This is a genomic window from Mycobacterium heckeshornense, from assembly GCF_016592155.1.
In the GTDB taxonomy this organism is placed as follows: Bacteria; Actinomycetota; Actinomycetes; order Mycobacteriales; family Mycobacteriaceae; genus Mycobacterium; species Mycobacterium heckeshornense.
This window is the reverse complement of sequence record NZ_AP024237.1, coordinates 4,559,038-4,584,894: the sequence shown is the minus strand read 5'-3', so window position 1 is coordinate 4,584,894 and position 25,857 is coordinate 4,559,038. Positions and strand designations below refer to the sequence as shown.

The 25,857-nt window shown below is 64.2% G+C and carries 23 protein-coding genes and 1 tRNA gene; 17 read left to right on the top strand and 7 right to left on the bottom strand.

The genetic code is table 11. The features are described 5' to 3' along the window. Positions 1 to 77: 77 nt before the first annotated feature. Positions 78 to 884 carry a L,D-transpeptidase gene (locus tag MHEC_RS22140; RefSeq protein ID WP_048893129.1) on the bottom strand — a complete coding sequence of 269 codons (807 nt, stop codon included), beginning with the start codon at positions 882 to 884 and terminating at the stop codon, positions 78 to 80. 440 nt (positions 885 to 1,324) lie between these two features. Here MHEC_RS22140 and MHEC_RS22135 point away from each other — a divergent pair, with 440 nt between their 5' ends. Continuing rightward, on the top strand, positions 1,325 to 2,155 hold the full coding sequence (locus tag MHEC_RS22135; RefSeq protein ID WP_235434963.1) for a hypothetical protein: 831 nt from the start codon (positions 1,325 to 1,327) through the stop codon (positions 2,153 to 2,155). On the opposite strand, the gene MHEC_RS22130 is transcribed toward MHEC_RS22135, so the two are convergent. Further along, the gene (locus MHEC_RS22130) at positions 2,152 to 2,292 is read right to left on the bottom strand and encodes a hypothetical protein (protein ID WP_160315070.1); all 141 of its coding nucleotides are present in this window, start codon (positions 2,290 to 2,292) and stop codon (positions 2,152 to 2,154) included. The genes MHEC_RS22135 and MHEC_RS22130 overlap by 4 nt on opposite strands. A 307-nt stretch (positions 2,293 to 2,599) precedes the next feature. Further along, positions 2,600 to 3,766, bottom strand: a complete 1,167-nt coding sequence (locus tag MHEC_RS22125; protein WP_048893130.1) for a hypothetical protein — start codon at positions 3,764 to 3,766, stop codon at positions 2,600 to 2,602. Between the two features lie 167 nt (positions 3,767 to 3,933). Between MHEC_RS22125 and MHEC_RS22120 the strand changes: the two genes are divergently transcribed. From MHEC_RS22120 to MHEC_RS22085, 8 genes are all read left to right on the top strand, one after another. Then, positions 3,934 to 4,203: a hypothetical protein gene (locus MHEC_RS22120; protein WP_142358649.1), complete on the top strand. Its 270-nt coding sequence runs from the start codon at positions 3,934 to 3,936 to the stop codon at positions 4,201 to 4,203. After that, positions 4,203 to 4,925, top strand: coding sequence for a hypothetical protein (locus MHEC_RS22115; protein WP_048893131.1), 723 nt, complete (start codon positions 4,203 to 4,205; stop codon positions 4,923 to 4,925). Before MHEC_RS22120 ends, MHEC_RS22115 begins: the two co-directional genes overlap by 1 nt. Before the next feature lie 851 nt (positions 4,926 to 5,776). Further along, entirely contained in the window at positions 5,777 to 6,043 is a 267-nt protein-coding gene (locus MHEC_RS22110; RefSeq protein WP_048893133.1) for a hypothetical protein, read from the top strand. A 177-nt stretch (positions 6,044 to 6,220) separates the two neighbouring features. Next, a complete protein-coding gene (locus MHEC_RS22105; RefSeq protein ID WP_236591515.1) occupies positions 6,221 to 8,512 on the top strand; it encodes a bifunctional DNA primase/polymerase in 2,292 nt (763 codons plus the stop codon). Between the two features lie 1,033 nt (positions 8,513 to 9,545). Continuing rightward, complete coding sequence (locus MHEC_RS22100) at positions 9,546 to 9,785, top strand: hypothetical protein (protein WP_048893135.1); 240 nt, start codon at positions 9,546 to 9,548, stop codon at positions 9,783 to 9,785. 29 nt (positions 9,786 to 9,814) lie between these two features. Beyond that, complete coding sequence (locus MHEC_RS22095; protein WP_048893136.1) at positions 9,815 to 10,459, top strand: recombinase family protein; 645 nt, start codon at positions 9,815 to 9,817, stop codon at positions 10,457 to 10,459. Then, a complete protein-coding gene (locus tag MHEC_RS22090; RefSeq protein WP_048893137.1) occupies positions 10,459 to 11,895 on the top strand; it encodes a tyrosine-type recombinase/integrase in 1,437 nt (478 codons plus the stop codon). Before MHEC_RS22095 ends, MHEC_RS22090 begins: the two co-directional genes overlap by 1 nt. A gap of 146 nt (positions 11,896 to 12,041) precedes the next feature. Further along, complete coding sequence (locus tag MHEC_RS22085) at positions 12,042 to 12,764, top strand: DNA methyltransferase (protein ID WP_071700527.1); 723 nt, start codon at positions 12,042 to 12,044, stop codon at positions 12,762 to 12,764. Here the strand turns inward: MHEC_RS22085 and MHEC_RS22080 are convergent. Next, entirely contained in the window at positions 12,702 to 13,652 is a 951-nt protein-coding gene (locus MHEC_RS22080; RefSeq protein WP_048893138.1) for a hypothetical protein, read from the bottom strand. The genes MHEC_RS22085 and MHEC_RS22080 overlap by 63 nt on opposite strands. Before the next feature lie 98 nt (positions 13,653 to 13,750). After that, positions 13,751 to 13,824 (bottom strand) — tRNA-Gly (locus MHEC_RS22075). Between the two features lie 76 nt (positions 13,825 to 13,900). Between MHEC_RS22075 and dcd the strand changes: the two genes are divergently transcribed. The 8 genes from dcd to MHEC_RS22035 all read left to right on the top strand — a co-directional run bounded on the left by dcd (position 13,901) and on the right by MHEC_RS22035 (position 21,659). Further along, complete coding sequence (gene dcd, locus MHEC_RS22070; protein WP_048893139.1) at positions 13,901 to 14,509, top strand: dCTP deaminase; 609 nt, start codon at positions 13,901 to 13,903, stop codon at positions 14,507 to 14,509. Positions 14,510 to 14,612: 103 nt separating this feature from the next. After that, positions 14,613 to 16,106 carry a DUF7159 family protein gene (locus MHEC_RS22065; RefSeq protein ID WP_200902210.1) on the top strand — a complete coding sequence of 498 codons (1,494 nt, stop codon included), beginning with the start codon at positions 14,613 to 14,615 and terminating at the stop codon, positions 16,104 to 16,106. 207 nt (positions 16,107 to 16,313) lie between these two features. Then, the gene (locus MHEC_RS22060) at positions 16,314 to 17,768 is read left to right on the top strand and encodes a DUF7159 family protein (RefSeq protein WP_201399661.1); all 1,455 of its coding nucleotides are present in this window, start codon (positions 16,314 to 16,316) and stop codon (positions 17,766 to 17,768) included. Positions 17,769 to 17,860: 92 nt separating this feature from the next. Then, on the top strand, positions 17,861 to 19,186 hold the full coding sequence (locus MHEC_RS22055) for a UDP-glucose dehydrogenase family protein (protein WP_048889406.1): 1,326 nt from the start codon (positions 17,861 to 17,863) through the stop codon (positions 19,184 to 19,186). Between the two features lie 4 nt (positions 19,187 to 19,190). Continuing rightward, entirely contained in the window at positions 19,191 to 19,946 is a 756-nt protein-coding gene (locus tag MHEC_RS22050; RefSeq protein ID WP_048889407.1) for a maleylpyruvate isomerase family mycothiol-dependent enzyme, read from the top strand. 25 nt (positions 19,947 to 19,971) lie between these two features. Continuing rightward, positions 19,972 to 20,346 (top strand): nuclear transport factor 2 family protein, encoded by a 375-nt coding sequence (locus MHEC_RS22045; protein ID WP_048889408.1) that lies wholly within the window; start codon positions 19,972 to 19,974, stop codon positions 20,344 to 20,346. Positions 20,347 to 20,356: 10 nt separating this feature from the next. After that, a complete protein-coding gene (gene rfbA, locus MHEC_RS22040) occupies positions 20,357 to 21,223 on the top strand; it encodes a glucose-1-phosphate thymidylyltransferase RfbA (RefSeq protein ID WP_048889409.1) in 867 nt (288 codons plus the stop codon). Between the two features lie 25 nt (positions 21,224 to 21,248). Next, positions 21,249 to 21,659: a DUF732 domain-containing protein gene (locus tag MHEC_RS22035; RefSeq protein ID WP_160315024.1), complete on the top strand. Its 411-nt coding sequence runs from the start codon at positions 21,249 to 21,251 to the stop codon at positions 21,657 to 21,659. Positions 21,660 to 21,670: 11 nt separating this feature from the next. Here the strand turns inward: MHEC_RS22035 and MHEC_RS22030 are convergent, their stop codons facing one another. Both MHEC_RS22030 and MHEC_RS22025 read right to left on the bottom strand, forming a co-directional pair. Next, positions 21,671 to 22,963 (bottom strand): pyridoxal phosphate-dependent aminotransferase, encoded by a 1,293-nt coding sequence (locus tag MHEC_RS22030; protein ID WP_048889411.1) that lies wholly within the window; start codon positions 22,961 to 22,963, stop codon positions 21,671 to 21,673. A gap of 15 nt (positions 22,964 to 22,978) precedes the next feature. Next, positions 22,979 to 25,624 carry a heterodisulfide reductase-related iron-sulfur binding cluster gene (locus tag MHEC_RS22025; RefSeq protein WP_275999899.1) on the bottom strand — a complete coding sequence of 882 codons (2,646 nt, stop codon included), beginning with the start codon at positions 25,622 to 25,624 and terminating at the stop codon, positions 22,979 to 22,981. Positions 25,625 to 25,857: the final 233 nt, after the last annotated feature.

Below are 25,857 nucleotides of genomic sequence, written 5' to 3'. Positions count from 1 at the left end.
TGTCTCGGCTTGGTTCGGCCGGGCCTGTCCTGGCTGTAGTGGACCAGATGAAGTAGCGAGAACCGTGAAGCGAGCCGTCAATCCTGCACTATCACCGGATCGCCGATGTTGACCGTGTTGAAGTACCACTCCGCGTCCGCTGGACTGAGGCTAATGCAGCCGTGGCTGACATTCTCATACCCGAGAGAGTTGACCGCCCACGGAGCTGAGTGGACGTAGAGACCGCGTCTGCTGATACGGACCGCATAGTCCACCGGAATCCGGTAACCCTCGGGATCGGTGAGGGGAATGCCGACGCTGGTCGAATCCATGATCACCGAGCGGTCTTTGGAGATCACGGCGTAAGACCCCACCGGCGTCGGGAAGTGCGGCCTGCCCATCGACGCTGGCATCACCCCCTCTTCACCCCAGTGGGGCCGGTGGTGCGGCGCTGGGAGCCGGGGCGGCGGTCCCGCCGCGACCCCGTCGATGCTCACAGTGAATGTGTGCTCCGAGATGTCGGCAACGCCGAGGACGGCAGGACCGGTTTTGAAGTCCGTCGACAAGCCGCCCACCGTGAGCTTGACCGTGCTATGCGCTGGCCAGAATCGGTCGGGAACCCACTGCACAACATTGTTTTCCAGCCATTGGTACTTGCCGCTCACCGGGGGGGCCGTTTCGACCTTGATGGTGCGCTGAGCAGCGTTCCGATCGTTGACGGGACCGCTGAACGTCACCACCACGGGATGTGCGATGCCGACCACCTCACCACGGAGGGGTAAAACCGATACGACGGTAAGCCGGTACGGCTGGTTTGCTGCCGCGAGCCTGACATCGGCCGGCCCGGTTACCACAATTGCCGCGATCGCGATGATGACAAGAACACACCGGACGACCGCCCGCATTGCCCCAACCCCTTTTAGTTGACAAAGTTGTAATAGCGATGCTAGTGGTGAGTGACAGGCTGGAACTGCAAGGGCGCGTAAGCGATTCGATCAAGCATTTGTCACGTTTCGGCCACAGCGATCAACCCGTGGCGATGTGATCGCCAGCCACCGTGGTCAACGTGGAGCCGATGACGGGAATCGAACCCGCGTTCTCAGCTTGGGAAGTATTTTCGCTGTGCGAACAAGTGAGCGATAGCCGCTGGTGGGCGACGGCTTGAGCAACTCCGAAATCTATCGCTACCAGCGAATCAGTGGGTTCTGGCTACGGCTAGGGTTCGGGTCGGGTCCGTCTACAGTTCGCCTACGTCTAAGGGACCGTTAGGGGACCATCGAACACACGGGCGACACGAAGCGCGACACGCCGGAAGGTTGTCGGTCAGCAGTCATAGGCTGAAGCAATGCCAGCTCTCGATCCTCGCGACCGTGTTCAGCGGTTCGTTCTGCGCGCGCGAAGGGTGCTGGCGCATTCTCTCGTGCGCGACCATCTTGACCTCCTGAGCAAAACGGCTCAGGGCACCATCACCGTCAACGTGGAGTGGAACCACGTGACGGGTGAGGGCAAGCACCGACTACAGATGAAGCTGCCGCCCGAAGAGCAATTTGAGTCGTTCGCCGCAAGACTGCGGCCGTTCGTCATGCGCAAGGAATCTGTCTACTGGGCGGTGGTCCTCGATGCGGTCGAGAAGCTGCTGAGCAAGGAAACCCTGGCCGACCTTGTCGATATGCAAACCCTCCGCGACTACTGGTCAGAAGTCGTTGACGGCTCTCAAGTGGCCGCGCAGGCCTACTACGTAATGACCGACAACGGCCAGCTCTCAGATGTTCAGTTGGCAGACCTGTGGCTGAATTCTGATGCGCTCCATACGCAACCCATTCAGTCAGCCATCGGCAAGGACATGAGCCTGAACGAGCGATATAAGGCGGCTGCGGGCGTCTACTCACGCATCGGGGCGTGTCTGCAATACACCTACATCTTCGTGAACTATTTGGTCAGCGAGGGGCTGCTTGAGCTCGACCGGTCGGCGTTCACCGAACCAGTGGTTGCCGATAGCGAAATTGACCAACCGACTCAGGCCTATTGCGTCCCATTGGGTGGTGCTCCGATGCCCACCGATATGACAGAGCTTGACCTCACTAAGTGGAAGCCCGTCCACGAGGACCCCGAGTTGATGAGAGTGGTGCGAGGGAAAGTACAAGCGGCCGAGGAGGGAACGCCCGAGGCTTCTTAGACCGTCCAGGGTGTGCCGTTTACCAGCCCGACGTGGCCGCTCCGGTGTGCGCGGGGCACCGGCAGCTCGGCGGCACTGGTGCGGTGGGTGGCCAGGGCGGGCACCGGGTACGAAAACCCGCCCCGGCCACGACTCATGGGGCCACCTGCTCACCGGGGTAGCCACGCGCCTCGTCGGGTGGCCTGGGGTGCCACCTGGGCCGTCCCACGCGGTCCTCATTGCGCGGCGGGTCAACCCTTGGGCTGCGACCCCTGTAAACCCCGCCCTCGCTGGGTGGCCGGCCATTGAGGTGTGGCGCAACCGGCCCTGGCCCCCATGAAAACTCTGTGCTTTGGTCGCCGGGGTGGTCACGGTGGAGCCGCAGCGGTTCGCAGGCACCGCCATACCGCTGCTGGCCTGGGGGCGGGTCAGGCTCTGGGTAGGGGTTGTGGGTGTAGTGGGGCATTACGTCTCCACAACCGGCGCGGTGTAGGAACCGTTGGTGGTGATCTGAGCGACGACAGCAGCGCCCCGGTGCCGCGTGCCCGTGCCGAAGCCGCGCACAAAGAACGAATCCACGAGCGGGTACGGCCCATGGCCAGGAATGTGCCTGAGCCCCTGGTATGCCGCGTTGACGTGCTGACGGAAGCCAACGGGGTTGGCGTCGCTGTTCGGCCCGCCCGTAGCGGCTACGATGGCATACCCCTGCGGTAGGTAGTAGGACTGAATCACCAAGGCGTTCTTGTAGCTACCCCACACACGCAGGCCGTTGTAGTCCGCGTTGGGGATGGGGCCGTGGATGGTTTCGTTGCTGATCCACGCGGGCATCAGCGCGCTTGGGATGAAGTCAAATTGCGGCGTCTGGCCGGGGCGAATCTCGATGCCCGCTTTCCACGCCGAAATCTGGCTTGTCTCAAAGTCCACCGGGTTGAGCAGCAGCACGAATTGCGTCTCTGGGTGATATCCGTAGCCGTGCTCAAACACGTGCTGAATCATGTTCTCAACGTCGGCGGGGTCGAGAGTTGTTGAGGCCGTGGTGAGGTAGTGCGAGTGCGAGCCGTCGAACGTTTTGCCGAGGAATGGCGGCGGCACCATGCCGTCCGCGTTCCATAAGCCGTAGCAGGTGTGCTGCCATTCGTTCAACACGGTTGCCGGATTGAGCAGCCGGTTGAACACAGTGCCGGTGGTGAGCTTGTTGTCCGCCTCGTACACGCGCTGTAGGTGAGCTGTAACTTGCTCGGCGCTGGCTTCGCACAGGAACTTCCAGGTGAAGCTGGTCCGCAGGTCCCAGTCCTTGAAGTTGTACCCAAGCTTCAGCACATCGCTCGGAGGCCGAATCGCCGCCGGGATACCAAATTCTGTGGCTTCCTCGAAGCTGGCAGATGTGATCGACTGCGCGATGGCGTCGGCAACGTTGACGGTTTGAAACGACAGGATGTCGGTGATGCTCTTGCGCTCGGCGTTCCAGAGCGAATTAACCTCCTGTACCTCAGCCCAGATTTGGTTGAGGTCAACGCCGTCAGCGGTCATGTTGACGAGCACGTCACCGCGCGTCGCAACACCTTTCGTGTCGCCGACGCCGGAACCGCCCCAAATGCGGAAGCGACTGTTGGCCGTGAGTTCCTGTGTCATGCTATTCCACCTAAGTCTCTCGTTGCGTGCGTTAGGCGAGAGCGTACGCTTCGAAATACGTTGTGGCCGTGCCGAAAACACAGCGCTGAGTGTTTACGGGAGGCTTCCGGGGTAGTAGCGGAGTATCGTAGGGATACCGCGAATACGCTTGCGTAAAAGGATGTTTAATGGCGCGAACGCCAATAATTCCCAAGCCGCCGACGAATGCTGCTGCTGCAACGACCAAGCTTGACTTGTCTACTGACCCGACGATCAAAGGCAAGTCTGGCGCGGTTGATTGGTACCGAGATGTCATGGGGCTAACCAATGTCGGCCTTGGTCTAGCGACCAAGGCGACCAACGACCGCACCTTGCCGAGCCGCATGATCAGCGGCGCCATCTGGTACAGCACCGTAGACCTCTACAACTTCATTCAGACCATGAGGAGGACTGCGTGATGGACGAACAACGCCGCCAACGCCTTGCGGACAAGTATGGTCACAACAACCCGCCTGATCCGAACAACCCCATCGCTACCGCTGCCTTGGCAGCTGAGCAGATAGCCGCTGGGGTGCATGGCCGCAACAGCGCGCCGCTGTTCGATGCGGCTTGGTCGCCGGCCATGTGGGAGCGCGCGAACACCGCGATGAACGACCTATCGACGAGAATTGCCTTGCCGAATGATGACCCGGACCGCATACGGCTCAGTGACATCGCCGATGTGACCGAGCTAGACCACCTGCTCGACGATGCCGTGGTGGTGTGGCGTGTGGGCGCGACCAAGGCGGATGTGGGGCGCGCACGGCAACAGCAAATTGACTGGTTTACATGGGCTTTGCAGTTCGCTCAGCAGGTTGACGACTACTGGCGCTACACCAGCGCGGATGCCATGCGGGAACACCCGGCAGATTATGACCTGCGCTGCACCGTGAACATTGCACCGGATTGCACCGCCCCGCTCAGCCGCGATGTAAGCGACTATGGCGGCGGCACGACACGGCTCATGGTCGTGCACCGTGGTCGGCATGTCCTACTGTTCCGTTGTTGCCTCGCGTGCGAAGCCCTGGCCGGGCAGACCGCCGACCGCAAGTACAAGGACCGTGTGGTGGCCCGCCGCGCAGACCTGCCAAAGGGCGCGGCGATCCTGCCACCGGGCGGTGCCGTAGACCTGGCCGAGTAGGCCGCTAACGTGTTGCCGCGTGGCGGGCGGGTAAGGCCGCTAGGGGCGGGCCGGCAGCCGTAGGGCCGTGACCTGGCACGATGCCGGCCCACCAGGCGTTACACGAATCACGGCGTTTTGCGCCGGTACCGAGTGGCCCGGCGCGGTTGTCGTTGCTGAGCGTGGCTTCTGGGGCCAGGAATGGCGTTCTCCGTTTGACCCTGCGTTGGCCCGAACGTGGCTAGAGCATCCGAGGGCTAAGGCAAGCGACTCAGTTCAGTTAGCACAGTTTAGGTGTCGACTGTTGTGGCCCGGTTCGGGCCAGCCGTGGCCTAGACCGGGCTAGGCCACCTGAAACGTAAAGCGGCATTTGAAATCAGCTGGTGCGCCTTATGTTTCGTCGATTGTGGCCCGGTTCGGACACGTAATTGATTGGCGTGCATTTGGTTTCGGCTGAGGGTACATGTGGTGTGCGCCGCAAAGCGCGGCATACAACACTAAAGGAGCGAAGATGAGAATGATCGAGCACGACGACGACGTAGCGCGCACGAGCGCAAGCAACGACCCATGGGCGAAAATAGTGACGTTGCATATGAACGATGTGTGCATACGCACCAGCAGCGATGTGGAAGTGAACTACTTTGATCACAAGGCTAATGAAGGGGTGAGGATTGAGGTGACCGTTACATGCACGACGTAACCGCATTGGTGGCATAAGCCCACCTAAACCACTGCGACACAGCCGCGTTCGCTGTCTAGGCGACGCGGCGGCAGCTGGGGTACGCTTAGAAGTCGGCCCTTCGGGGCGGCCTGGGACGTTAATAGCTGGCGGGCAACCTCTCTCAACATCGAGAGAAGGAAACACGTTTCAAATGAAGCATGATGATCCTGTCTTGACGGAACAGGAGTTATTCGAGTATCTGCGCTTCGAGCGCAATCTGGTGGAGGTAACCCGCAGATCAGTCAAATTCGCGGTGCAGCGGCGTGCCATTGTCCCGACGCAGATCGCTGGTCGTAACTACTTCAGCAAGCATGACGGCGACGAATGGATAAAGGCGTGCAAAGCGCCTGAGCCACAGCGGTTTGTTGGTGTAAATGCTGGGCGCGCACCAAAAGCTATTGCGGGAGTGAAGAAATGAGTTCACCCCCAACCCCACACCTGGCGGGCGTGCTGAGGGCGAACCGCGAGACCCAACTGCTCCAACAATCAAGGTCTGGCCTTTATGATACCCGCTGAAGGCGACGGCGGAAAGCCGATAGGTGACGGCAGCGGCAGCGGCCTTACTGCAGACGAGTTCATCGCGACGGCAAATGAATTGCTGGACAAGGGCTACCACCCGATTGCGATTGGCCGCATTGATCCGTCGCGCCCAGATGCCCCACCGGGCAAGATTCCTTGGCACAGCGGAGTAACGGGATATGACGGTGACGATGCTGACGCCGACGAGGTTGAGAGGTGGCCGGAAGATGTTGCGACCCGAATCCGTAACGGCGAACGCGGCATCTTGAACATTGGCACGCGAATGCCTGTCGGCGTTGTTGGAATTGATGTTGACGCCTATGACGGCAAGCGCGGCCTAAACACCATTGGCGAACATGAAGCCCGCCTTGGCCCGCTACCAACAACATTCGTATTGACAGCGCGGCCATACCACGGCGGCAGCGGTATCCGGCTGTACCGGGTACCGGACGACTGGCGCGGCATGACTGTGCTGAAGGCCGATGACGGCTCCAATGGTCATGTCGAGCTGATCCAACGACATCACCGGCTCGCTGCGGCACCGCCGAGCTACCACTACACCGGGCAGCGGTACAAGACTTATGACCAATGCACTGGGCAGTCGGTTCCATTGCCGCCGATGCAAGAGTTGCCCAAGCTGCCCGACGTATGGCTGGACGGCCTGCGAGTTGACGCGACCAAGGCGGTGTCTGGTGAGGCGACGGATGAGACGGCGGAGCAGTTCGCCGCCGAGCACACCAGCAACGCCCAGCCTTGGCACCTGACCAAGTACGTTGTGCCGCCGGTACGGAAAGCAACCGCCGAAACACGCAACGCGGCGTTCGACGCGTTGCACGAAGCCGCGCGCTGGGCGCGGGTGGGTTGGTACCCGTGGGCGACGGCGGTAGCCGAGATTGAGGCCGCTGCCCGCGACAGCTACGCCCAGCGGGACAGCAGATTTGATGAGGCTGACTTCGCACGGTCGGCGCGCTATGCGGTGGACGCGGCCAATGCGGAGGACCTAGCCGACCTCGAAGGCCGCGCTAAGCGGCGGCTGGCGCAAGAGCGCAACAGCGAGCTGGCTGACCGGACATTGGCGCCTGGCGGTCGATGGCACCCCGACACGTTGGACGAAAAGCTGCGCGCGCTGCCTGTTGAACCGGGCGACGATTGCGGCGGCGAGGACGATGTGCCGTCATGGCAGCCCGTCGACATTGCTCGTGCCCGGCGCGGTGCCGGGGCGGCTCCGCCAACAATTCTGAAGCGCTCAGACGGCGCGTGTCTGTTCTATCGCGGCAAAGTCCATTCGGTGCACGGCGAGTCAGAATCGGGCAAGTCCTGGCTCGTACAGTGCGCAGCCGCAGAGTGTCTATTAAACGGCGAGCCGGTGCTGTACATCGACTTTGAGGACGAGGCCGGGGCAGTAGCGGAGCGACTGATTCGGCTGGGCGTGCCCGCGGAAATTGTTGAAAACACGGCCCTGTTCATGTACGTGCACCCTGAAGCGCCACCAACCACCGATGCGGAGCGTGCAGCATTCCACGCGCTGTTGGCCAGCACATACAGCTTCGCAGTGATAGATGGAGTTACCGACTCGATGGGCATGTTCGGGTTGTCGGCCAACGATGCCGATGATGTGGCCCGTTGGCACCGCGTATTGCCAAAGGCCATTGCGCGCGACACCAACGCGGCTGTCGCATGCGTTGACCATGTCGCCAAGGACACCAACACTCGTGGCCGGTTCGCGCTCGGCAGCCAACACAAAATACCGGGGCTGAGCGGCGCGGCGTACGTCGTGGAGATGGAACAGCCGTTCGCGGTCGGCCAAGCCGGGGTGGCGAGTGTGCGCGTTGGGAAGGACCGGCCGGGGCGGGTGCGGGGTTTGGGTGGACGGTGGCGGAAATCAGACCGCACTCAACACGTCGCCGACCTGCATTTGGACTCGACCGATGCTGACCGGAGCGTTTGGGCGTTGGAGATGCCGCACGGCATTGGCAAGTCAACAGATATTGATGACGCCAAGTCCACCAAGACCAAAAAGACATTTCGCCCAGCATGGTTCATGGAGCAAGTCAGCCGGTACTGGGAGGAAGCCGACGACCCCGCCGACCGCACCAACAACAAGACCGTTAATGCGATGTGCCAAGAGCGCAAAGAACAGGGCAAGACTCAGCACCGCGAACATTGGCGAAACGCGATCAAGTTCCTGGTGGACGAAGGCTTTGCAAAGACCGAAAAAGGGGCGCGCGACAGTGAGATTCACGTCGTTGTAAAGCCGTATCGGCAACATGAAGACCCGCAATGTGATGCGTATTCCGACACGGCGGAGGTTGATGTGGAGAACTGGAAACGGAAGCTGAGCGACCTCAAGGAGACCGACGAGACATGACCGCGCCGTCTACGCCGACGACTACGCCGACCGCGCGGACGGCGCAGTGGGCTAGCGACCACGCGAACGACTACGCCGTCTGCGCCCTCCCCCGTAGGGGGCGCAGGCGTAGTCGGCGCGGTCGAGCGGCTAACTCGGCGCGGACATCTCGGCGGGGTAGAACCGGGCGCGGTCACCGCCTTGGCCGAGCCACACCAAAAGCTCCCACGACCGATTGGAGATTGCAATGAACGTCTACACCCCGCCGATGCCGCCGTATCGACTAGCGGCCTATCTGACGCGGAGACCAAACCGGCCACCCCGCAACCCGATAGCGCCGCCTTGGCCATGCGACCGCACAAGACCGGGTGAGCGATGAGCGAGCAACCTAAGAATGCTAGGGCTTTAAATGCATTGACGTATGAGCAGCGCCTCAACCACCCACGCAGGTGCACCGCGCGACGGCAGCGAGATGGTAAACCGTGCGGGCGCTTCGCGGTACGTGGCCACCACGTGTGCGGTCTCCATGGCGGCAATTCACCACAGGCACAACGAAAAGCAAAGCAGCGCTTGAATTTCGCCAAGGCCATCATGCTGGAGCGCGCCGTGCGCGGTATAGCACCTGACCCGAGGGTGTCGCCCGCCGATAAGCGGCTGGCGAAGGCCGTGGGCCAGCGCGCGGGCAAGCCAATCCGCCGCGCTGCCAAGCGCCCAGCAGGGCCACCAATTCCGCCCAAAACGGCGGCACCGGCGTTCCAGCCCGAGCTAGCGGGCACCGAACCACAGGCCGAGCGGCCCGCTACGCCGTTGCCGGCCGCCGAGCGGCCCGCGCCACTGCGACCCGCGTTCGCAGAGCCTACGGAGCCGCCGAAGCGCGCCCTGACGACAGCGGAGGACGCCCTGGCCGATGTAGCGCGGGCGAACCGCCGCGCGGGTGCGCTTAACCAGGGTAAGCGCAGGCGTAGGCGATGAGTGAACGACTGTTCACCCAATGGCGTAGCGTTCGGGGCGTAAGGCGGTGACGGTCGTTTCCGCCCCGACGAGAGGAAACGAAGTGAGCAGATTCAAACCCGGCGACCGCGTACGCGTGGTCTCGGTGACCGATGAGGGCCGCGAACCAATCACTGACGCGGCACACCCCGACGCAATCGACTGGACCGGAACGCCGCTGATCGGTGCGGTGGGCGTTGTCACCAACGTGTTCGCGGACCGTCAGACGCGCAACAACATTCGGCTAGACCACCTGGTGGAGGCCGTGGCTTTCCCTGACGCGGGCCTGGAGCCAGAAGCGTGAGCGCGGCACGAAATCCACAGGGCACGCTTATGTTCGGCTACTGCCGGGTCAGCACTGAGGAGCAAGCCGAGAAGCGCAATGGCCTCCAAGCGCAGCGCGCAACCATTGACGCCGAAGCCGAGCGCCGAGGTTGGGCCGTGGAGCATTACACGGACGCTGGTGTCAGCGGCAAGGTGATTGGCCCGCAACTACGAGAAGTGTTGCAGTTGTTGGCTAGCGGGCAGGGCGACGGGCTAGTGGTCGCCAAGCTAGACAGATTGTCGCGGTCGATTGTCAACGCGGCCAACATAATCGAAGCCGCGCACGCCCAAGGCTGGTCGCTGGTGGTGCTGGACCTCGGCGTTGACCTGACGACGGCAGCGGGCCGCATGGTGGCCATGAACCTGGTCAACTTCGCACAGTATGAGCGCGAGCTGATCAGCGAGCGCACAAAGGCCGGTCTCGCGGCGAAGCGGGCACGCGGCGAGCGCCTTGGCCGGCCCAGGCAGGCAACACCGGGCGTCGTGCGGCGAATCGTCATGGACCGCAACACCGGCCTCAGCTTCGCCAAGATCGCGACCACCTTGGCAGCCGAGGGCATCTTGAGCCCAGCTGGCCTGCCCACCTGGCAGACCTCGACTGTGCGGCGCATCTATGCGAGCGCCACCGCCGCAACAGGAATGGACGCAAGCTGATGGCAAGTATTCAAAAGCGCGTCCGCAGCAGTGGGACAACAACATTCGTCGTTCGGTGGTATACACCGGATGGTGCTCAGCGCACAAAGGGCGGGTTCCGCACCCGCAAGGACGCGAAGGCGTTCGCCGCCAAGGCCGATGCCGAGTTGTTGGCGGGCATGGACTTCGACCCCGGCAAGGGCAAGATGCTGTTCCGCGACGCGGCGGCGATCTGGTTGGAGTCCCGCAAGGCCGACACCCGCAACAATGCCGAGAACCACCGCTACGCGCTCGCCCCGGCCACAGCCCGGCGCGGCGACGGCAAGGTGCTCGGCATTGACGCGGTGTTCGGCGGCTACCCGCTAAACAAGATCACTCGCGAGTACATCCAGGCGTGGGTGAACCGGCTCACCGACGCGGGCAAGAAGCCGTCTACAGTGCGGCACGCGTTCTGGACGGTCCGCATGGTGTTGGAGCAGGCGGTGGTGGATGGCCGGCTGGCGAAGAGCCCCGCCGAGCACATCAAGTTGCCCACCGAGACAGGCACCAACGGCGGTCAGGTCGGGGTAGTCGTGGACCGGGCCATGTTCCTCACTCCCGCACAGGTCTCCGCGCTCGTGGACGCGACGCCCTGGCCGTACAACGTGCTGGTTCATGTCGCGGCGTGGACGGGGTTGCGCGCGGCGGAACTCGGCGGCCTCACCATAGCCAACGTCGAACTCCCGAACCCGCCATTGAACCCGAACGCCCCGGCTAAACCCGGCGCGCTGCGGGTCGAGCAGGCCGCGCGGGCGAAGGGTGCGGCCATCGAGTACGGCCCGCTCAAGACTAAGCAGAGCTACCGCCGCGTGCCGTTGACCGCCGAAACGACGGCGCTGCTGCGCGACTACCTCGCCCAGCACCCACGCGGCGACGAAGCCGACGCCCCGCTATGGCCCGGTATGTCGCTGACACGGCTCCGGCCTACCGGAGTACGGGCGACACCCGCCAACACAGGAGCGGTCACTACGGGTGTGGAAGCTGCACCGCCGAGCACCACCGCCAAGGCCCGCGCGCGGCGGCAGGCCGAAGCCTTGGCAGAATTGTCGGTGGAGGACGCCGAGAAGCGGTTGGTGCTCGACTGGACCTCGCCGCTACGCCACGCGACGTTCTACAAAGCGGTCTACCGACCGGCGGTGTTGCGCGCCAACAGGCTTACGCCGACCGCGAAGCTGGACCCGGCCCAGTTGTTCCACAGCCTGCGCCACACGTACGCCAGCTTGTGCCTCGCGGCGGGCATCCGACCCATCGACATCGCGGAGCTCATGGGGCATCGGGACGTCAAGACGACGCTGACCGTCTACGCGCACCTAATCAACACGGACGACCACACCGGCAACATGGCCGCGCTCGGTGCACTCACCGCCCCGGCGGCAACGCCCGAGTACGGCGCCAACGTGATACCGCTACACGGCTGATCAGCCTGTGGATAACTCTCAAATCGAACACATGTACGAATAGACTCGATTGAATCAACGCAACTCGCCGAGCATGAGCCTCCGAACAGCGGAGGACTTAGGGTGTGATCCTTAACGGCGAGTCTTGGAAGAGTGGAGAGGGAGCAATGGCAGCTAGTGAGAAGCCCGCCCCAGGACACGTTCGGGGCAGCCGCAAGCAGCAGCAAGGGAAAGCAACAAACGATCTAGTTCTTTCGTCGCATCTTGGAGTCAACGCCGACCTGTTCCATCAGATTCTCGACCTGTACGTCAGTACGGGCGCGACGGTCGCGGACGTGACATACGGCTCGGGAGCGTTCTGGAAAAAAGTCAAGCGGGACGACATCAACCTCCTCGCGACCGACCTCGCGGAGGGTGTTGACTGCCGGAAACTTCCATACGAGGACGGTTCGATCGACGCGGTGGTTTTGGACCCGCCGTATATGCACACGCCTGGTCAAGGCGCCCATGTCGGGCACCAGAATTTTGAGACGTATTACCGGAACAACGCCACCGCGAATACCGGCGGAAGTAAGTACCACGAAGCGGTGTTAGACCTCTACTTTGCAGCGGGTAAGGAAGCCTCACGCGTCCTGAAGGACGGCGGAATATTCATTGTTAAGTGCCAAGACGAAGTTTGTGCCAACAGGCAACGGCTGACCCACGTTGAAATCATCAACGAATACGAGGGTTACGGCTTCCAGACAGAGGATCTCTTTGTGGTGACACGGCCGCATCGGCCCGGGCTAAGTCGGATGATGAGGCAACGGCATGCGCGGAAGAACCACTCATACTTCCTCGTTTTCTGGAAGGCCGACAAACGACGGCGGTGGCCCGGCCGCCTCGACTGAGCTCGATACGGCGAGGTTGGGGCGCACGATTTCGTCTGCCTCGTAGAAGAAGTCCGCGAACGGTTTGACTTCAAGGAACGGGTACTGGTCGCGCAGTGCCCGGTACTTCTCTGGCACGTCGAAATAGTACACGCGATGAAGCTGTGCGATGTACATCTGGTAAGCCATCCACTGCTTCGGAAGGCACACTTCGGCAATCGAGTTCGTTCTCGTTTGCCGGTTTGTTTCGGCAAGTACGACCAGGAGTCCTCGAAAGCGATTCACGCCGTGCATGCCGTCAAGAACACGCTGGTGCGCCCAGACCTGAATGACCCGCTCACGCGTGGACGTCTTGATCGGCAGGTGTATTCGGCTCTTGGTTGGGCCAAGGTCGAATACAAAGTCAGTAGGCAGCGACACTTCGATGTCCAACGTTGGCGCCACAACTGACTTCGTCGGGGCGACGCCGAATGTCGTTGCGACCAGATGGCCTACGAAGTTCTCCAAGAACGTGCCGGGCGACTTCTTGTCGCCGTCTTTCGTGACGTCGGTTCCAGCCGGGTATGAGATAGCCGCTGTGTACAGAGCTTCGTGAAGCTCGATGGGATCGGCCGGAACCTCGCCGTTGATGATCTTGGTGACGGTTCTGAGGACCTCGTCGATGTTGTCGAGAAACAGGTCCTCGTTGATTCCGCGTGATGTACGTACCTTCGGAGTGGTTTTGGTGAAGGCGAAGTACTCCTTGCCCGGCACGTTGGAGACGAGCGGGGACCGAGCTGTGTCAGCCAACAGTTCGAGCGATTGGGCGATGCAGTCAATGAGCGCTTCGCTCACGGCGGGATGGCCAAGGCCGTGTGCTGTGGCCTGGTTCGACAGCTCGGTGTAGCTCGGCTCCAGCGGGGATGCCATCGCCGCAGTGTATGCGTCGGGCGCGTCATCGTAAGGGACCGATAGGGGACCGCGTGCCGCTCGCCGAGAACTCAGATGGACAAACGCCCTGGTCAATGTGGAGCCGATGACGGGAATCGAACCCGCGTTCTCAGCTTGGGAAGCTGATGTTCTGCCATTGAACTACATCGGCGCGGTCGCTTCGGAAGGCTAGCATCCGCGGCCGCGTCGCACATCAACGGCGCGCTTTCAACGGATACGCTCGTCGGGTGCTGCTCTCCGATCGCGATCTTAGGGCCGAAATCCAGGCTGGTCGCCTGATCATCGACCCGTTCGACGATGCCCTGGTGCAGCCGTCCAGCGTGGATGTGCGTCTTGACAGCCTGTTTCGGGTGTTCAACAACACCCGCTACACCCATATCGACCCGGCCCAGCGGCAAGACGAGCTGACCAGTCTCGTGGAACCGGCCGAGGGCGAGCCGTTCGTCCTGCATCCGGGGGAGTTTGTGCTGGGCTCGACACTGGAGCTGTGCACGTTGCCGGACGACCTCGCGGGCCGGTTGGAGGGCAAATCGTCGTTGGGCCGGCTGGGCCTGCTGACCCACTCGACGGCGGGCTTCATCGACCCCGGCTTTAGCGGTCACATCACCTTGGAGCTGTCCAACGTCGCCAACCTGCCGATTACGCTGTGGCCGGGCATGAAGATCGGTCAGCTGTGCATCCTGCGCCTGACCAGCCGCGCCGAGCACCCATACGGCAGCGCTGGGGTTGGCTCCAAATATCAAGGTCAGCGCGGGCCGACACCGTCGCGCTACTACCAGAACTTCAGCACCGACGGCCCTCGCCGCGACGAGCGTCCATGCCGCACCCGACAGTAGACTCGAGACACCGGGGGAAGCCGTCCATACCCGCTCCCGTCGTGACGTAAGCGAAGAGCGGGTGCGTCGGACCGGCGAGGTGGGCAACGCGACTGGAGGGGAAGTGGACACCGTACTTGGCGTGTCGATGGCACCCACCACGGTCCGCATGGTGTTAGTCGAAGGCGAAAACGCCGACGGCTTGACCGTCGACGAGGAGAACTTCGACCTTTCTAGCGACGACGAGTCGGCGCCGTCGACGGGACCCGACCAGGTTGTCTCTGCGATCCTGGGCACCCGCGAGGGTGCGGCCGAGGCCGGTTATCAGCTGCGTTCAACCGGTGTGACCTGGACAGACCCGCTCCAGGCCAACGCACTGCGGGACATGCTGGTCGCCCGCAAGATCGAGAACGTCATGCTGGTGTCGGCGTTCTTGGCCGCCGCGGCGCTGGCGCAGACGGTGGGGAGCGCCACCAACTACGAGCACACCGCCCTGTTGTACGTCGAACCCGACAGCGCAACGCTGGCCGTGGTGAACACCGCTGACGGATCGATCGCCGACGTGCGTCGTGAGCAACTGCCTGACGACGACGACGAAGCGGTCGCCAAGCTGGTCGAAATGGTCTCGGGCGCCGGGAATCTCGAGGCGCGTCCGGAGGGCGTGTTCGTCGTCGGCTCGGGCGTCGACATCCCGCTGATCAAACCGGCGCTGGAGGCGGCCACCGCCCTGCCGTTAATCGCGCCAGAGGAGCCGGAGACGGCGTTAGCAAGGGGGGCGGCGCTGGCGTCGGCGAATGCCCCGCTGTTCGCGTCGTCGACGGCCGCGCTTGCCTACGCCCAAGATCCGGGCACCGGCGCGGTGAATCCCTACACGGTCATCCCCGGCTATGTGGCCGCCGCGGAGGTGGCCGGCGGCGCGGACAGTAATGAGGCCTTGGCCTACAGCGCGGTCCCCGACGACGACGCCGAGGCTTTCACGGTCGCCGCCGACGACAATGCCAGCCCGTACGCCGCGGCGGCTGACGAGGAAAACTTCGCCACCGGCATGTTCCCCGACTTCGGGGTCCAGGGTGCGGAGCGGCCCAGCCGCCAGCCGTTCCTGGCCGCTATGAGCGTGTTGACGATCTTCGTGGTCGGGGTTGTGGCGCTGGTACTTTCGCTGGCGGTCGCCATCCGCCCGCACGTCGCCCAGCGGCCGAGCCTGGGTCATAACGTCGTCGCACCAAGGCCGGCACCACCGCCACAAGCCGCGGTGCCGGCCCCGCCTGCCCCCGCTCCCGCGCCGGCACCCGCACCCGCCGCGGCCCCGGCACCGGTTCCTGCTGCCGCGCCTGTTCCCGCTCCCGCCCCGGCGCCAGCACCCGTTCGGATACCCGCGCCGGCGCCGGCTCCAGTTCTACCGGCTCCGGTGCCACCGCCCATCCTGCCGCCCCTGATTCCACAGATCATTGCTCCTCCCGTTCCAGGGCCGCCGATTGCACCCCGCGGCGGCGACCACGGCGGCGGCGGTTGGGGTCACGGCGGCTTCGGGATTCCGGGCCTCGGCGGCGGCCATGGCGGCGGCTTCGGTGGCGGCTTCGGTGGGGGCTTCGGCGGCGGCCACGGTCACGGTCGGTAAGTCACCGACGGGGCGGCGCTTGGGGTCTTGCTAGCGTCGAAGTGCTGGGCCGAGCGCCGGGCCGACCGTCCTCGCCCCCGAACGGAGCTAACCTGGAATCGGTGATGCCGCAGCCTATTTGCGGTGACGAACGTTGTGGTTGGCAGCCCACGCGGCGTGCCGCCGGGCTCCGGGCGCAGGGCAGGTAGCAAAGACTTCGGAGGGGTAGTGGACACCGTACTGGGCGTGTCGATGGCGCCGACGACGGTGCGCATGGTGCTGGTGGAAGGTGAGAACGCCGACGGCGCGACCGTTGACGAAGAGCAATTCGAGATCTCTGTCAACGGTGAGCTGCCGACGGTGCGGGCATCGGATCAGGTCGTGTCGGCGATATTGGGCACCCGCGAGGGTGCGGCCGAGGCCGGTTATCAGTTGCGCTCGATCGGCGTGACGTGGAGTGACCAAGCCCAGGCGGCCGCGCTGCGCGATGCGTTGGCGACCCGCAAAGTTGAAAACGTCATGTTGGTGTCGGCGTTTCTGGCCGCCGCTGCGCTGGCTCAGGCGGTGGGCAACGCCACCGGCTACGACCAGACTGCCTTGCTATACGTCGAGCCGGACACCGCGACGCTGGCCGTGGTCGATACCGCCGACGGGTCGGTCGCTGACGTCCATCGCGAGAAACTTCCGGAAGACGACGACGAAGCCGTGGCGAAGCTTGCCGAAATGATCGCTGGCGCAAAGGATTTGGATGGGCGGCCAGGCGGTGTGTTTGTCGTCGGGTCTGGTGTTGACATTCCGATGGTCAAGCCGGTGCTGGAGGCGGCGACATCGCTTCCGGTGAGTGTGCCGGAAGAGCCGGAGACGGCGTTAGCAAGGGGGGCGGCGCTGGCGTCGGCGAATGCGCCGCTGTTCGCCTCGTCGACAGCCGCGCTGGCCTACGCACAAGATCCCGGCACCGGTGCGGTTGACCCGTATGCGGTGTCCCCGGGTTATGTGACTGTCGCGGCTGCACCGGCTGAACAGGGCTTGGCGTATAGCGCGATTCCCGATGAGGAGGCTGATGCCTACACCCTGGCGGCCGGAGAGGACCCTGGCTTGGCTGCCGAGGCGACGGAGCAGCCTAGCCGCAAGCCATTCCTGGTGGCCATGGGCGTGTTGACGATTTTCGTGGTTGGTGTTGTCGCGCTTGTGCTTTCGCTGGCGCTCAGCATCCGCCCGCATGTCAACCAGCGGCCGGACGTGGGTCAGCACGCGGTTGTCCCAACCGAGCAGGCCGTGGCTCCGCCGGCGCCGAAAGCCCAGATGCCCGCACCGCCCGCCCCGGCCCCAGCACCCGCGCCCGCACCGGCCTCCGCGCCGCCCGCACCGGCCCCCGCGCCCGCACCGGCCCCCGCGCCCGCTCCGGCCCCCGCTCCAGCCCCAGCGCCCGCCCCGCCCGTGCCCGCTCCGGTGCCCGCGCCCGCGCCAGCCCCTGCACCGCCACCACCGCCCCCAGCGCTACCGCCGCTGCCGCAGCTGCTCGCGCCCCCGCTACCGGGCCCGCCGATCCAACCCTGGGGTGATGACCACGGCGGCGGCGGTTGGGGGCACGGCCGCGGACGCGGTCACGGCGGCGTCGGCCCGGGCCCCGGCATCCAGGTTCCGCTCCCGGTACCCGGCCTCAAGCTGGGTATCGGGTTCTAACACCCGACACGCAGCTAACTGTCATCTGTCGTTCGTTTCCCGCTCAACACCACGATGCAGTCAGCTCATCGCGGCCGCCTACATAGGGCGGTATGAGATGCACCGTCATCGGTACGGGCTATCTGGGCGCGACCCATGCCGCCGGGATGGCGGAACTTGGCCACGACGTCGTCGGCGTCGACATCGATCCCGGTAAGGTCGCCAAGCTGGCCGACGGCGACATCCCGTTCTACGAACCTGGCCTGCGAAAGATGATGGCCGACAACCTCGCCGCGGGCCGACTGCGGTTCACCACCGACTATGACATGGCCGCCGACTTCGCCGATGTGCACTTTCTCGGTGTCGGTACGCCCCAGAAGAAGGGCGAATACGGTGCCGACCTGCGCCACGTGCATGCGGTCATCGACGCGCTCGTACCCCGGCTGACCCGGGCCGCGGTCATCGTCGGCAAATCAACGGTGCCGGTCGGGACGGCCGCCGAACTCGGCCAACGGGCCCGGGATATCGCCCCGCCAGGAGTCGACGTCGAAGTGGCCTGGAACCCAGAATTTCTGCGCGAGGGTTTTGCGGTGCGGGACACGCTGCGACCGGACCGTATTGTTCTCGGGGTGCAGCAGGATTCGCGACACGCCGAAGAGGCTGTTCGCGAGCTGTACCGACCACTGCTGCAAGCGGGCGTGCCATTTATCGTGACGGACTTGCAGACAGCGGAGTTAGTCAAGGTTTCCGCGAACGCCTTTCTGGCAACCAAAATCTCGTTCATCAACGCGATCTCCGAGGTATGCGAGGCCGCCGGCGCCGACGTCCGGGTATTGGCCGACGCGCTCGGACACGACCCGCGAATCGGACGCCAATGCCTCAACGCGGGCTTGGGTTTCGGCGGTGGCTGCCTGCCCAAGGACATCCGCGCATTCATGGCGCGCGCCGGCGAGCTGGGCGCCGACCAGGCGCTGACCTTCCTGCGCGAGGTCGACAACATCAACATGCGGCGCCGCACCCGGATGGTCGAGCTGGCGAGCATCGCCTGTGGGGGTTCGCTGCTGGGCGCCAACATCGCCGTTCTGGGCGCGGCGTTCAAACCCGAATCCGACGACGTGCGCGACTCGCCGGCGCTCAACGTCGCCGGCCAGCTGCAACTCAACGGAGCTGCGGTCAACGTCTACGACCCCAAAGCCCTCGAAAACGCCCAGCGGCTTTTTCCCACCCTGAACTACGCGGTTTCGGTGACGGAAGCCTGCGAACGCGCGGACGCGGTATTGGTGCTCACCGAATGGCAGGAGTTCGTCGAGCTCGACCCCGACGATCTTGCCGACCGGGTGCGCGCCAAGGTCATCGTCGACGGCCGCAACTGCCTCGATGTGCGCCGGTGGCTGCGCGCCGGTTGGCGAGTGCACTGTTTGGGGCGGCGCGTAGCCTAACCGCGTGGACTACGCGGCGGCATTCCTCGAGCAAAACCGAGCCTTCGGCGACGTCATCCGCAGGGGCGACCCGACCACCCCGGTGCCGACCTGCCCCGGCTGGACCTTCAAGGAGCTGTTTCGTCACGTCGGCCGCGGCGACCGGTGGGCGGCGCAGATCATCACCGACCGCGTCGACCACTTTCTCGACCCCCGCGCCGTCGAAGGCGGCAAACCTCCCGCGGACCCCGACGAGGCGATCTCCTGGCTGTATGACGGCGCGCAGCGCCTGATCGATGCCGTCGAACAGGCGGGACTCGACACGCCGGTCTGGACCTTCATCGGACAGCGCCCGGCGTACTGGTGGATCCGGCGGAGGCTGCACGAGACGGCGGTGCACCGCGCCGACGCCGCGTTCGCGCTCGGTATCGAGTACACGCTGCAACCCGAGCTGGCGGCCGACGCGATCAGCGAATGGCTGGAACGGGTCGCCGGCCAGGCCGACCCCGACGGCGCACCGCTACCCCTCGACCCGGGTACCACCATGCACCTGCACGCCACCGACCCCGGCCTGGGCGTGTCCGGCGAATGGACCGTCCACGCTGCTGACGACCGGATCACCTGGTCGCACGAGCACGGCAAGGGCACGGTCGCGTTGCGCGGCAGCGCCACCGATCTGATGCTGGCGATGACGCGCCGGGTTCAGACCGCCGACACCGACATCGCGGTGTTCGGCGACACCAGCGTCTGGCAGAACTGGCTGGACCGCACGCCTTTTTAGGGGCAGCGGCGGTACCTTGCACATCATGACCACATCGGAGATCGCCACCGTTTTGGCCTGGCACGACGCGCTCAACACCGGCGACCTCGATACGCTGGTGGCGTTGTCCAGCAAGGACATCGAAATCGGCGACGCCCACGGTGCCGGGCAGGGACACGAGGCGTTGCGCAAGTGGGCGGCCGCCACCAAAACCACCGCGGAACCGGGCCGCATGTACGTCCGCGACGGTGTCGTGGTCGTCGAGCAAAAGATCAGCATCCCGGACAACCCCGGCGCCACCGGGACTGCCGCGTCGGCATTCCGGGTCGTCCACGATCACGTCACTTCGGTGTTCCGCCACAACGATCTGGCGTCGGCGTTGGCGGCCACCGAACTCACCGAAGCCGACCTGGTCGACTGAGGAGTTATTGATGCGCGGAATCATCCTGGCTGGCGGTTCGGGGACGCGGTTGTACCCGATCACCATGGGTGTGAGCAAGCAATTGCTGCCGGTGTACGACAAGCCGCTGGTCTACTATCCGCTGTCCACCCTGATGATGGCCGGTATCCGTGACATCCTGGTGATCACCGCTCCCCACGATGCGCCCGCATTTCACCACGTGCTGGGCGACGGTGCCGTGTTCGGCATCAACATCAGCTACGCATTCCAGGACGAGCCTGAGGGCCTGGCGCAGGCGTTCGTTATCGGCGCCCACCACATCGGCACCGATACAGTGGCATTGGCGTTGGGCGACAACATCTTCTACGGCCCCGGTTTGGGCACCAGCCTGCGCCGCTTCCAAACAATCGATGGCGGAGCAATTTTCGCCTACTGGGTGGCCAACCCGTCAGCGTATGGCGTCGTCGAATTCGGTGAGGACGGCATCGCGCTGTCGATCGAGGAGAAACCGGCCACACCCAAGTCGAACTATGCGGTGCCGGGCCTGTACTTCTACGACAACGATGTGATCGAAATCGCCCGGGGGCTGGAGAAATCGGCGCGCGGCGAGTACGAGATCACCGAGGTCAACCAGATTTACCTGAACCAGGGACGGCTCACCGTCGAAGTCCTTGCCCGCGGCACCGCCTGGCTAGACACCGGGACTTTCGACTCGCTGCTGGACGCCAGCGACTACGTCCGCACGATCGAACGTCGGCAGGGCCTCAAAATCAGCATCCCCGAGGAAGTGGCGTGGCGGATGGGCTTCATCGACGACGAGCAGCTGGCCCGGCGCGCCCAAACCCTGCTCAAGTCCGGCTATGGCCGCTACCTGTTGGAGCTGCTGGAACGTCGCTGACTTCGCGCGGCCTCCGGCCTTGACGATGGCAACAACACAGCCCCCGCCACCGATCCGCGGATCGGCCGTGGTCATCGGGGTCGTGGTCGCGGTCGTCGCTGTTGCCGGAGTCCTGGTTTTCTCCTGGAAACACCAGCGTTTCGCGCCAATCGACGGTGCGCCAGATGCCCAGGCCCGATCCGCGCCACCCGCACCATCGACCGGAACGCTCGACAGGGACGGTCGATTTTTGTTCCTGCTGACCGCGCAGGGGCTTCAACTATCGGCGGCTCGCGACGTCACGATCAACGATGCGCATCGTGTCTGCTCTCGCTTGGAGCGCGGCGAAACCGAACAACAGATCGTGCAAGACATTGTCGACGGATCGCCGGGCATGTCGGTGGACACCGCCGCGGCCTTCGCCGACACCGCGATCAGCGTGTACTGCCCGGGCTGAATGGCCGCGCGTTACTGGCGGTAGCTGGCCAGGAAGTTACCCAGACGCTCGATCGCGTTCGCCAGATCGCGCGACCACGGCAATGTCACGATGCGCAGGTGATCAGGTGCGGGCCAATTGAATCCAGTGCCCTGGGTGACGAGTATCTTCTCTTGCAGCAGTAGATCGAGGACGAGCTGCTCGTCGTCTTCGATCTCATACACCTCGGGATCAAGACGAGGAAAAGTGTACAGCGCACCGGCCGGTTTGACGCAGGACACTCCCGGGATCTCGTTGAGTTTGCTCCATGCGACGTCACGCTGCTCGCGCAGCCGGCCACCGGGCAACACCAGATCCTCGATGCTCTGGTGACCGCCCAGGGCCACCTGAATCCCGTGCTGGGCAGGGACATTCGGGCACAGCCGCATGTTGGCCAACAAGCTGATGCCTTCGATGAAGCTGCTGGCGTGGTCTTTGGGGCCGGTGATCACCAGCCAGCCGGCCCGGTATCCGGCCACCCGGTAGGCCTTGGACAGTCCGTTGAAGGTCAAGCACAGCAGGTCGGGTGCCACCGAGGCCATGCTGATGTGCTTGGCGTCGTCGTAGAGGATCTTGTCGTAGATCTCGTCGGCGAGCAGCAACAGCTGGTGCTGGCGCGCCAAATCTGCCATCTGGGTGAGGATTTCGCGGCTGTACACGGCGCCGGTCGGGTTGTTCGGGTTGATGACCACCAGCGCTTTGGTGCGCTCGGTGATCTTTGACTCCAGGTCGGCGATGTCGGGCTGCCAGCCTTGGGTTTCATCGCACAGGTAATGCACGGGTGTGCCGCCGGCCAACGACGTCGACGCGGTCCACAGGGGATAGTCGGGCGCCGGGATCAGTACCTGATCGCCGTTGTCCAGCAAGGCCTGCAGCGTCATGGTGATCAGCTCGGAAACCCCGTTGCCCAGGTAGACGTCGTCGACGTCCAATTGCGGGAAGCCGTCGACGAGTTCATAACGGGTAACCACCGCACGGCGTGCCGGCAGGATGCCCTTGGAGTCCGAGTATCCCTGCGCGTAAGGCAGTGCCTGGATCATATCGCGCATGATCACATCCGGCGCCTCGAAACCGAACGGCGCCGGATTGCCGATGTTGAGTTTAAGGATGCGATGCCCTTCGGCCTCCAGCCGCGCGGCGTGAGCATGCACCGGGCCGCGGATCTCGTAGAGAACATCCTGCAGCTTGGACGACTGCGCGAACGTGCGCTGCCGGTGGTGATGGGCACTGGTATGCCAGGGCAGCTGATGCGTAGTCACGTCAACCATAGTGCCACCCCTGTCCACCGAAATTTGCTGACTTCAGCGTTTACCCGGTGGACGAGCACCGCGGGCAATGCCCAAGCCTTTCACGGGCGGCGTCTGAGATTCCTGCTCACCGTCCTGGCCGGAAACCCCCGATTCGGTTTCCGGTTTCTGCTCAGGCGGAGCACCTTGAGCCGGGGCCTTTTTCGCGCCGGGTCGCTTGACGCCGGCAGCGATTCCCAGGCCCTTGGCCGGCGCTGGTGCCGGCTTAGCTTCTGCTGCTTCGGTTTTGGCTTCTCGTTGCGGGGCAGTCGCGGGTTGTGTTGAGGCAGCAGCTTTTTTGGCCCCGGGCCGCTTGGCGCCTCCGGCGATGCCCAGGCCGGTGACGGCTTTGGCGGGTTTTTGCTGTGTGGGCGCAGCAGTTTCAGCCGGCGCCTCGGCGGTCGCCTTGGCCGGTGCGGACGGTGCGGACGGTGCGGCCGCGGCCTTGGGAGCGGCCTGGGCGGCCTGCTTGGCGGCCGTGCCCTTGGCCGGCAGCGTCACCGCGCTGCGGTCGATCGATTCCAGTAGCAGGTTGGCCACGTCGCGCACGTCGACGTCCTCACGGCCGGCCGCTTCGGCGCGGTCGTCGACACCGTCGCTGACCATCACCCGGCAGAACGGGCACGCGGTGGCGACCGTGGTGGCCCCGGTGGCCAGCGCCTCGTCGACGCGCTCGTGGTTGATCCGCTTGCCGATGTGTTCTTCCATCCACATCCGTGCGCCGCCGGCGCCGCAGCAGAAGCTGCGGTCGGCGTGCCGCGGCATCTCGGTCAGCGTCGCGCCGGAGGCGCCGATCAGCTCACGCGGCGCTTCGTAAACCTTGTTGTGCCGGCCCAGATAACACGGGTCGTGGTAGGTGATCGACGGTTTGCTGCCGTCGCCGTCGACCGGCTTGACCGGGACCAGCTTCTTGTCCCGGACCAGCCGGTTGAGCAGCTGAGTGTGGTGCAGCACGGTGTAGTTGGCGCCCAGTTGGCGGTATTCGCGGCCCAGGGTGTTGAAGCAGTGCGGGCAGGTGACCACGATCTTGCGGTCGACGGTCTCCACACCCTCGAACACCCCATCGAGCGTCCCGACGGCTTGGGCGGCCAGCTGCTGGAACAGGAACTCGTTGCCGGAACGCCGCGCGGAGTCGCCGTTGCAGGTCTCGCCGGTACCCAGCACCAGGAACTTGACGCCGGCGGTGGCCAGCAGCTCGGCGACCGCCTTGGTGGTCTTCTTGGCCTTGTCGTCGTAAGCCCCCGCACAGCCGACCCAGAACAGGTACTCGAACCCGTCAAAGCTGTCGACGTCTTGGCCGTACACCGGCACGTCGAAGTCGACCTCGTCGATCCAGTTGGTGCGGTCGGAGGCGTTTTGGCCCCACGGATTGGCTTTGGTCTCAAGGTTTTTGAACAGCACCGAGAGCTCAGCGGGAAACTCCGACTCCATCATCACCTGGTAGCGGCGCAGGTCGACGATGTGGTCGACGTGCTCGATGTCCACCGGGCACTGTTCGACGCAGGCACCGCAGGTCACACACGACCACAGCACGTCGGGGTCAATCACCCCGCCCTGTTCGGCGGTGCCGACCAGTGGCCGGTTGGCCTGCTCGGGCCCCGAACCGGGCACCCGGCCAAACCCGGACTCGGGTACATGGTGGCCCTCGCCGCGACCGGACTCGATGTAGCCGCCCACGACGTCGGCCTCCTTTTGGCCGAGGATGTAGGGCGCCTTGGCCATCCAGTGGTCACGCAGGTCCATGATGAGCAGCTTGGGGTTCAGCGGCTTGCCGGTGTTCCAGGCGGGGCATTGCGACTGGCAGCGGCCGCATTCGGTGCAGGTGGCGAAGTCGAGCATGCCCTTCCAGGTGAAGTCCTCGATCTTGCCGCGGCCGAATGTGGCGTCCTCGGGCGGATTTTCGAAGTCGATCGGCTTGCCGTCGGCCTCGATGGGCAGCAGCGGGCCCAGCCCGTTGGGCAGCCGCTTGAAGATGACGTTGATCGGCGCCAGGAAGATGTGCAGGTGTTTGGAGTGCAGCACGATGATCAGGAACGCCAGCATGACGCCGATGTGCAGCAGCAGGGCGACCGTTTCCAGGACTTCGTTGCCGGTGTGGCCGAGCGGTTTGAGGATCACGCCGAACAGTTGCGACAGGAACGCCGCCTTGCCGTAGGGCAGCGTCGCGTTGTTGACCGCCGAACCGCGAACCAGCACGTAGGTCCAGATCACGTTGAAGATCATGAACAGGATCAGCCAGGCGCCCCCGGTGTGGGAGCCGTAAAACCGTGATGTCCGGCCGATCTCACGCGGGCTGCGCAGGATGCGGATGACCGCGAATGTGGAGATGCCGACGAATACCGCCGTCGCGAAGAAGTCCTGCAGGAAGCCCAGGACGTCCCACCGGCCGATGATCGGGATGTGGAAGTTCGGCTGAAACAGCAGCCCGTAGGCCTCGATGTAGACCGTCAGCAGAATAAAAAAGCCCCACATCGTGAAGAAGTGGGCCAGGCCCGGGATCGACCATTTCAGCAGCCGACGCTGCCCGAACACTTCGGAGAGCTCGGTCCAGATGCGGGTGCCGAGCCGGTCGGTGCGCCCGGTGGCCGGTTGCCCGGAGAGCGTCAGCTTCACCAGCCAGCTGGCGCGCCTGGCGGCGAACAATCCCACGATCGCCGTCATGCCTAGGCCCACTACGAGTCTGATCAGCGTCTGCGTATCCACGGAGCGTTTCTCCAATTCCGGCGTTACTGAGCGGTAACTAAGCCGATGTTACTAACTGGTAACTTGGCTGCTGCCGCTGCTGAGGTGCTGCTCGGCCTGCCCATAGTGACATCTTCGCGGGCTTTGCCGCGACAAAGGCTGCCCTAACTTGTGCCGCTGGGCGGTGGCCCGGTCCGTCGTCGGGGTTCGGT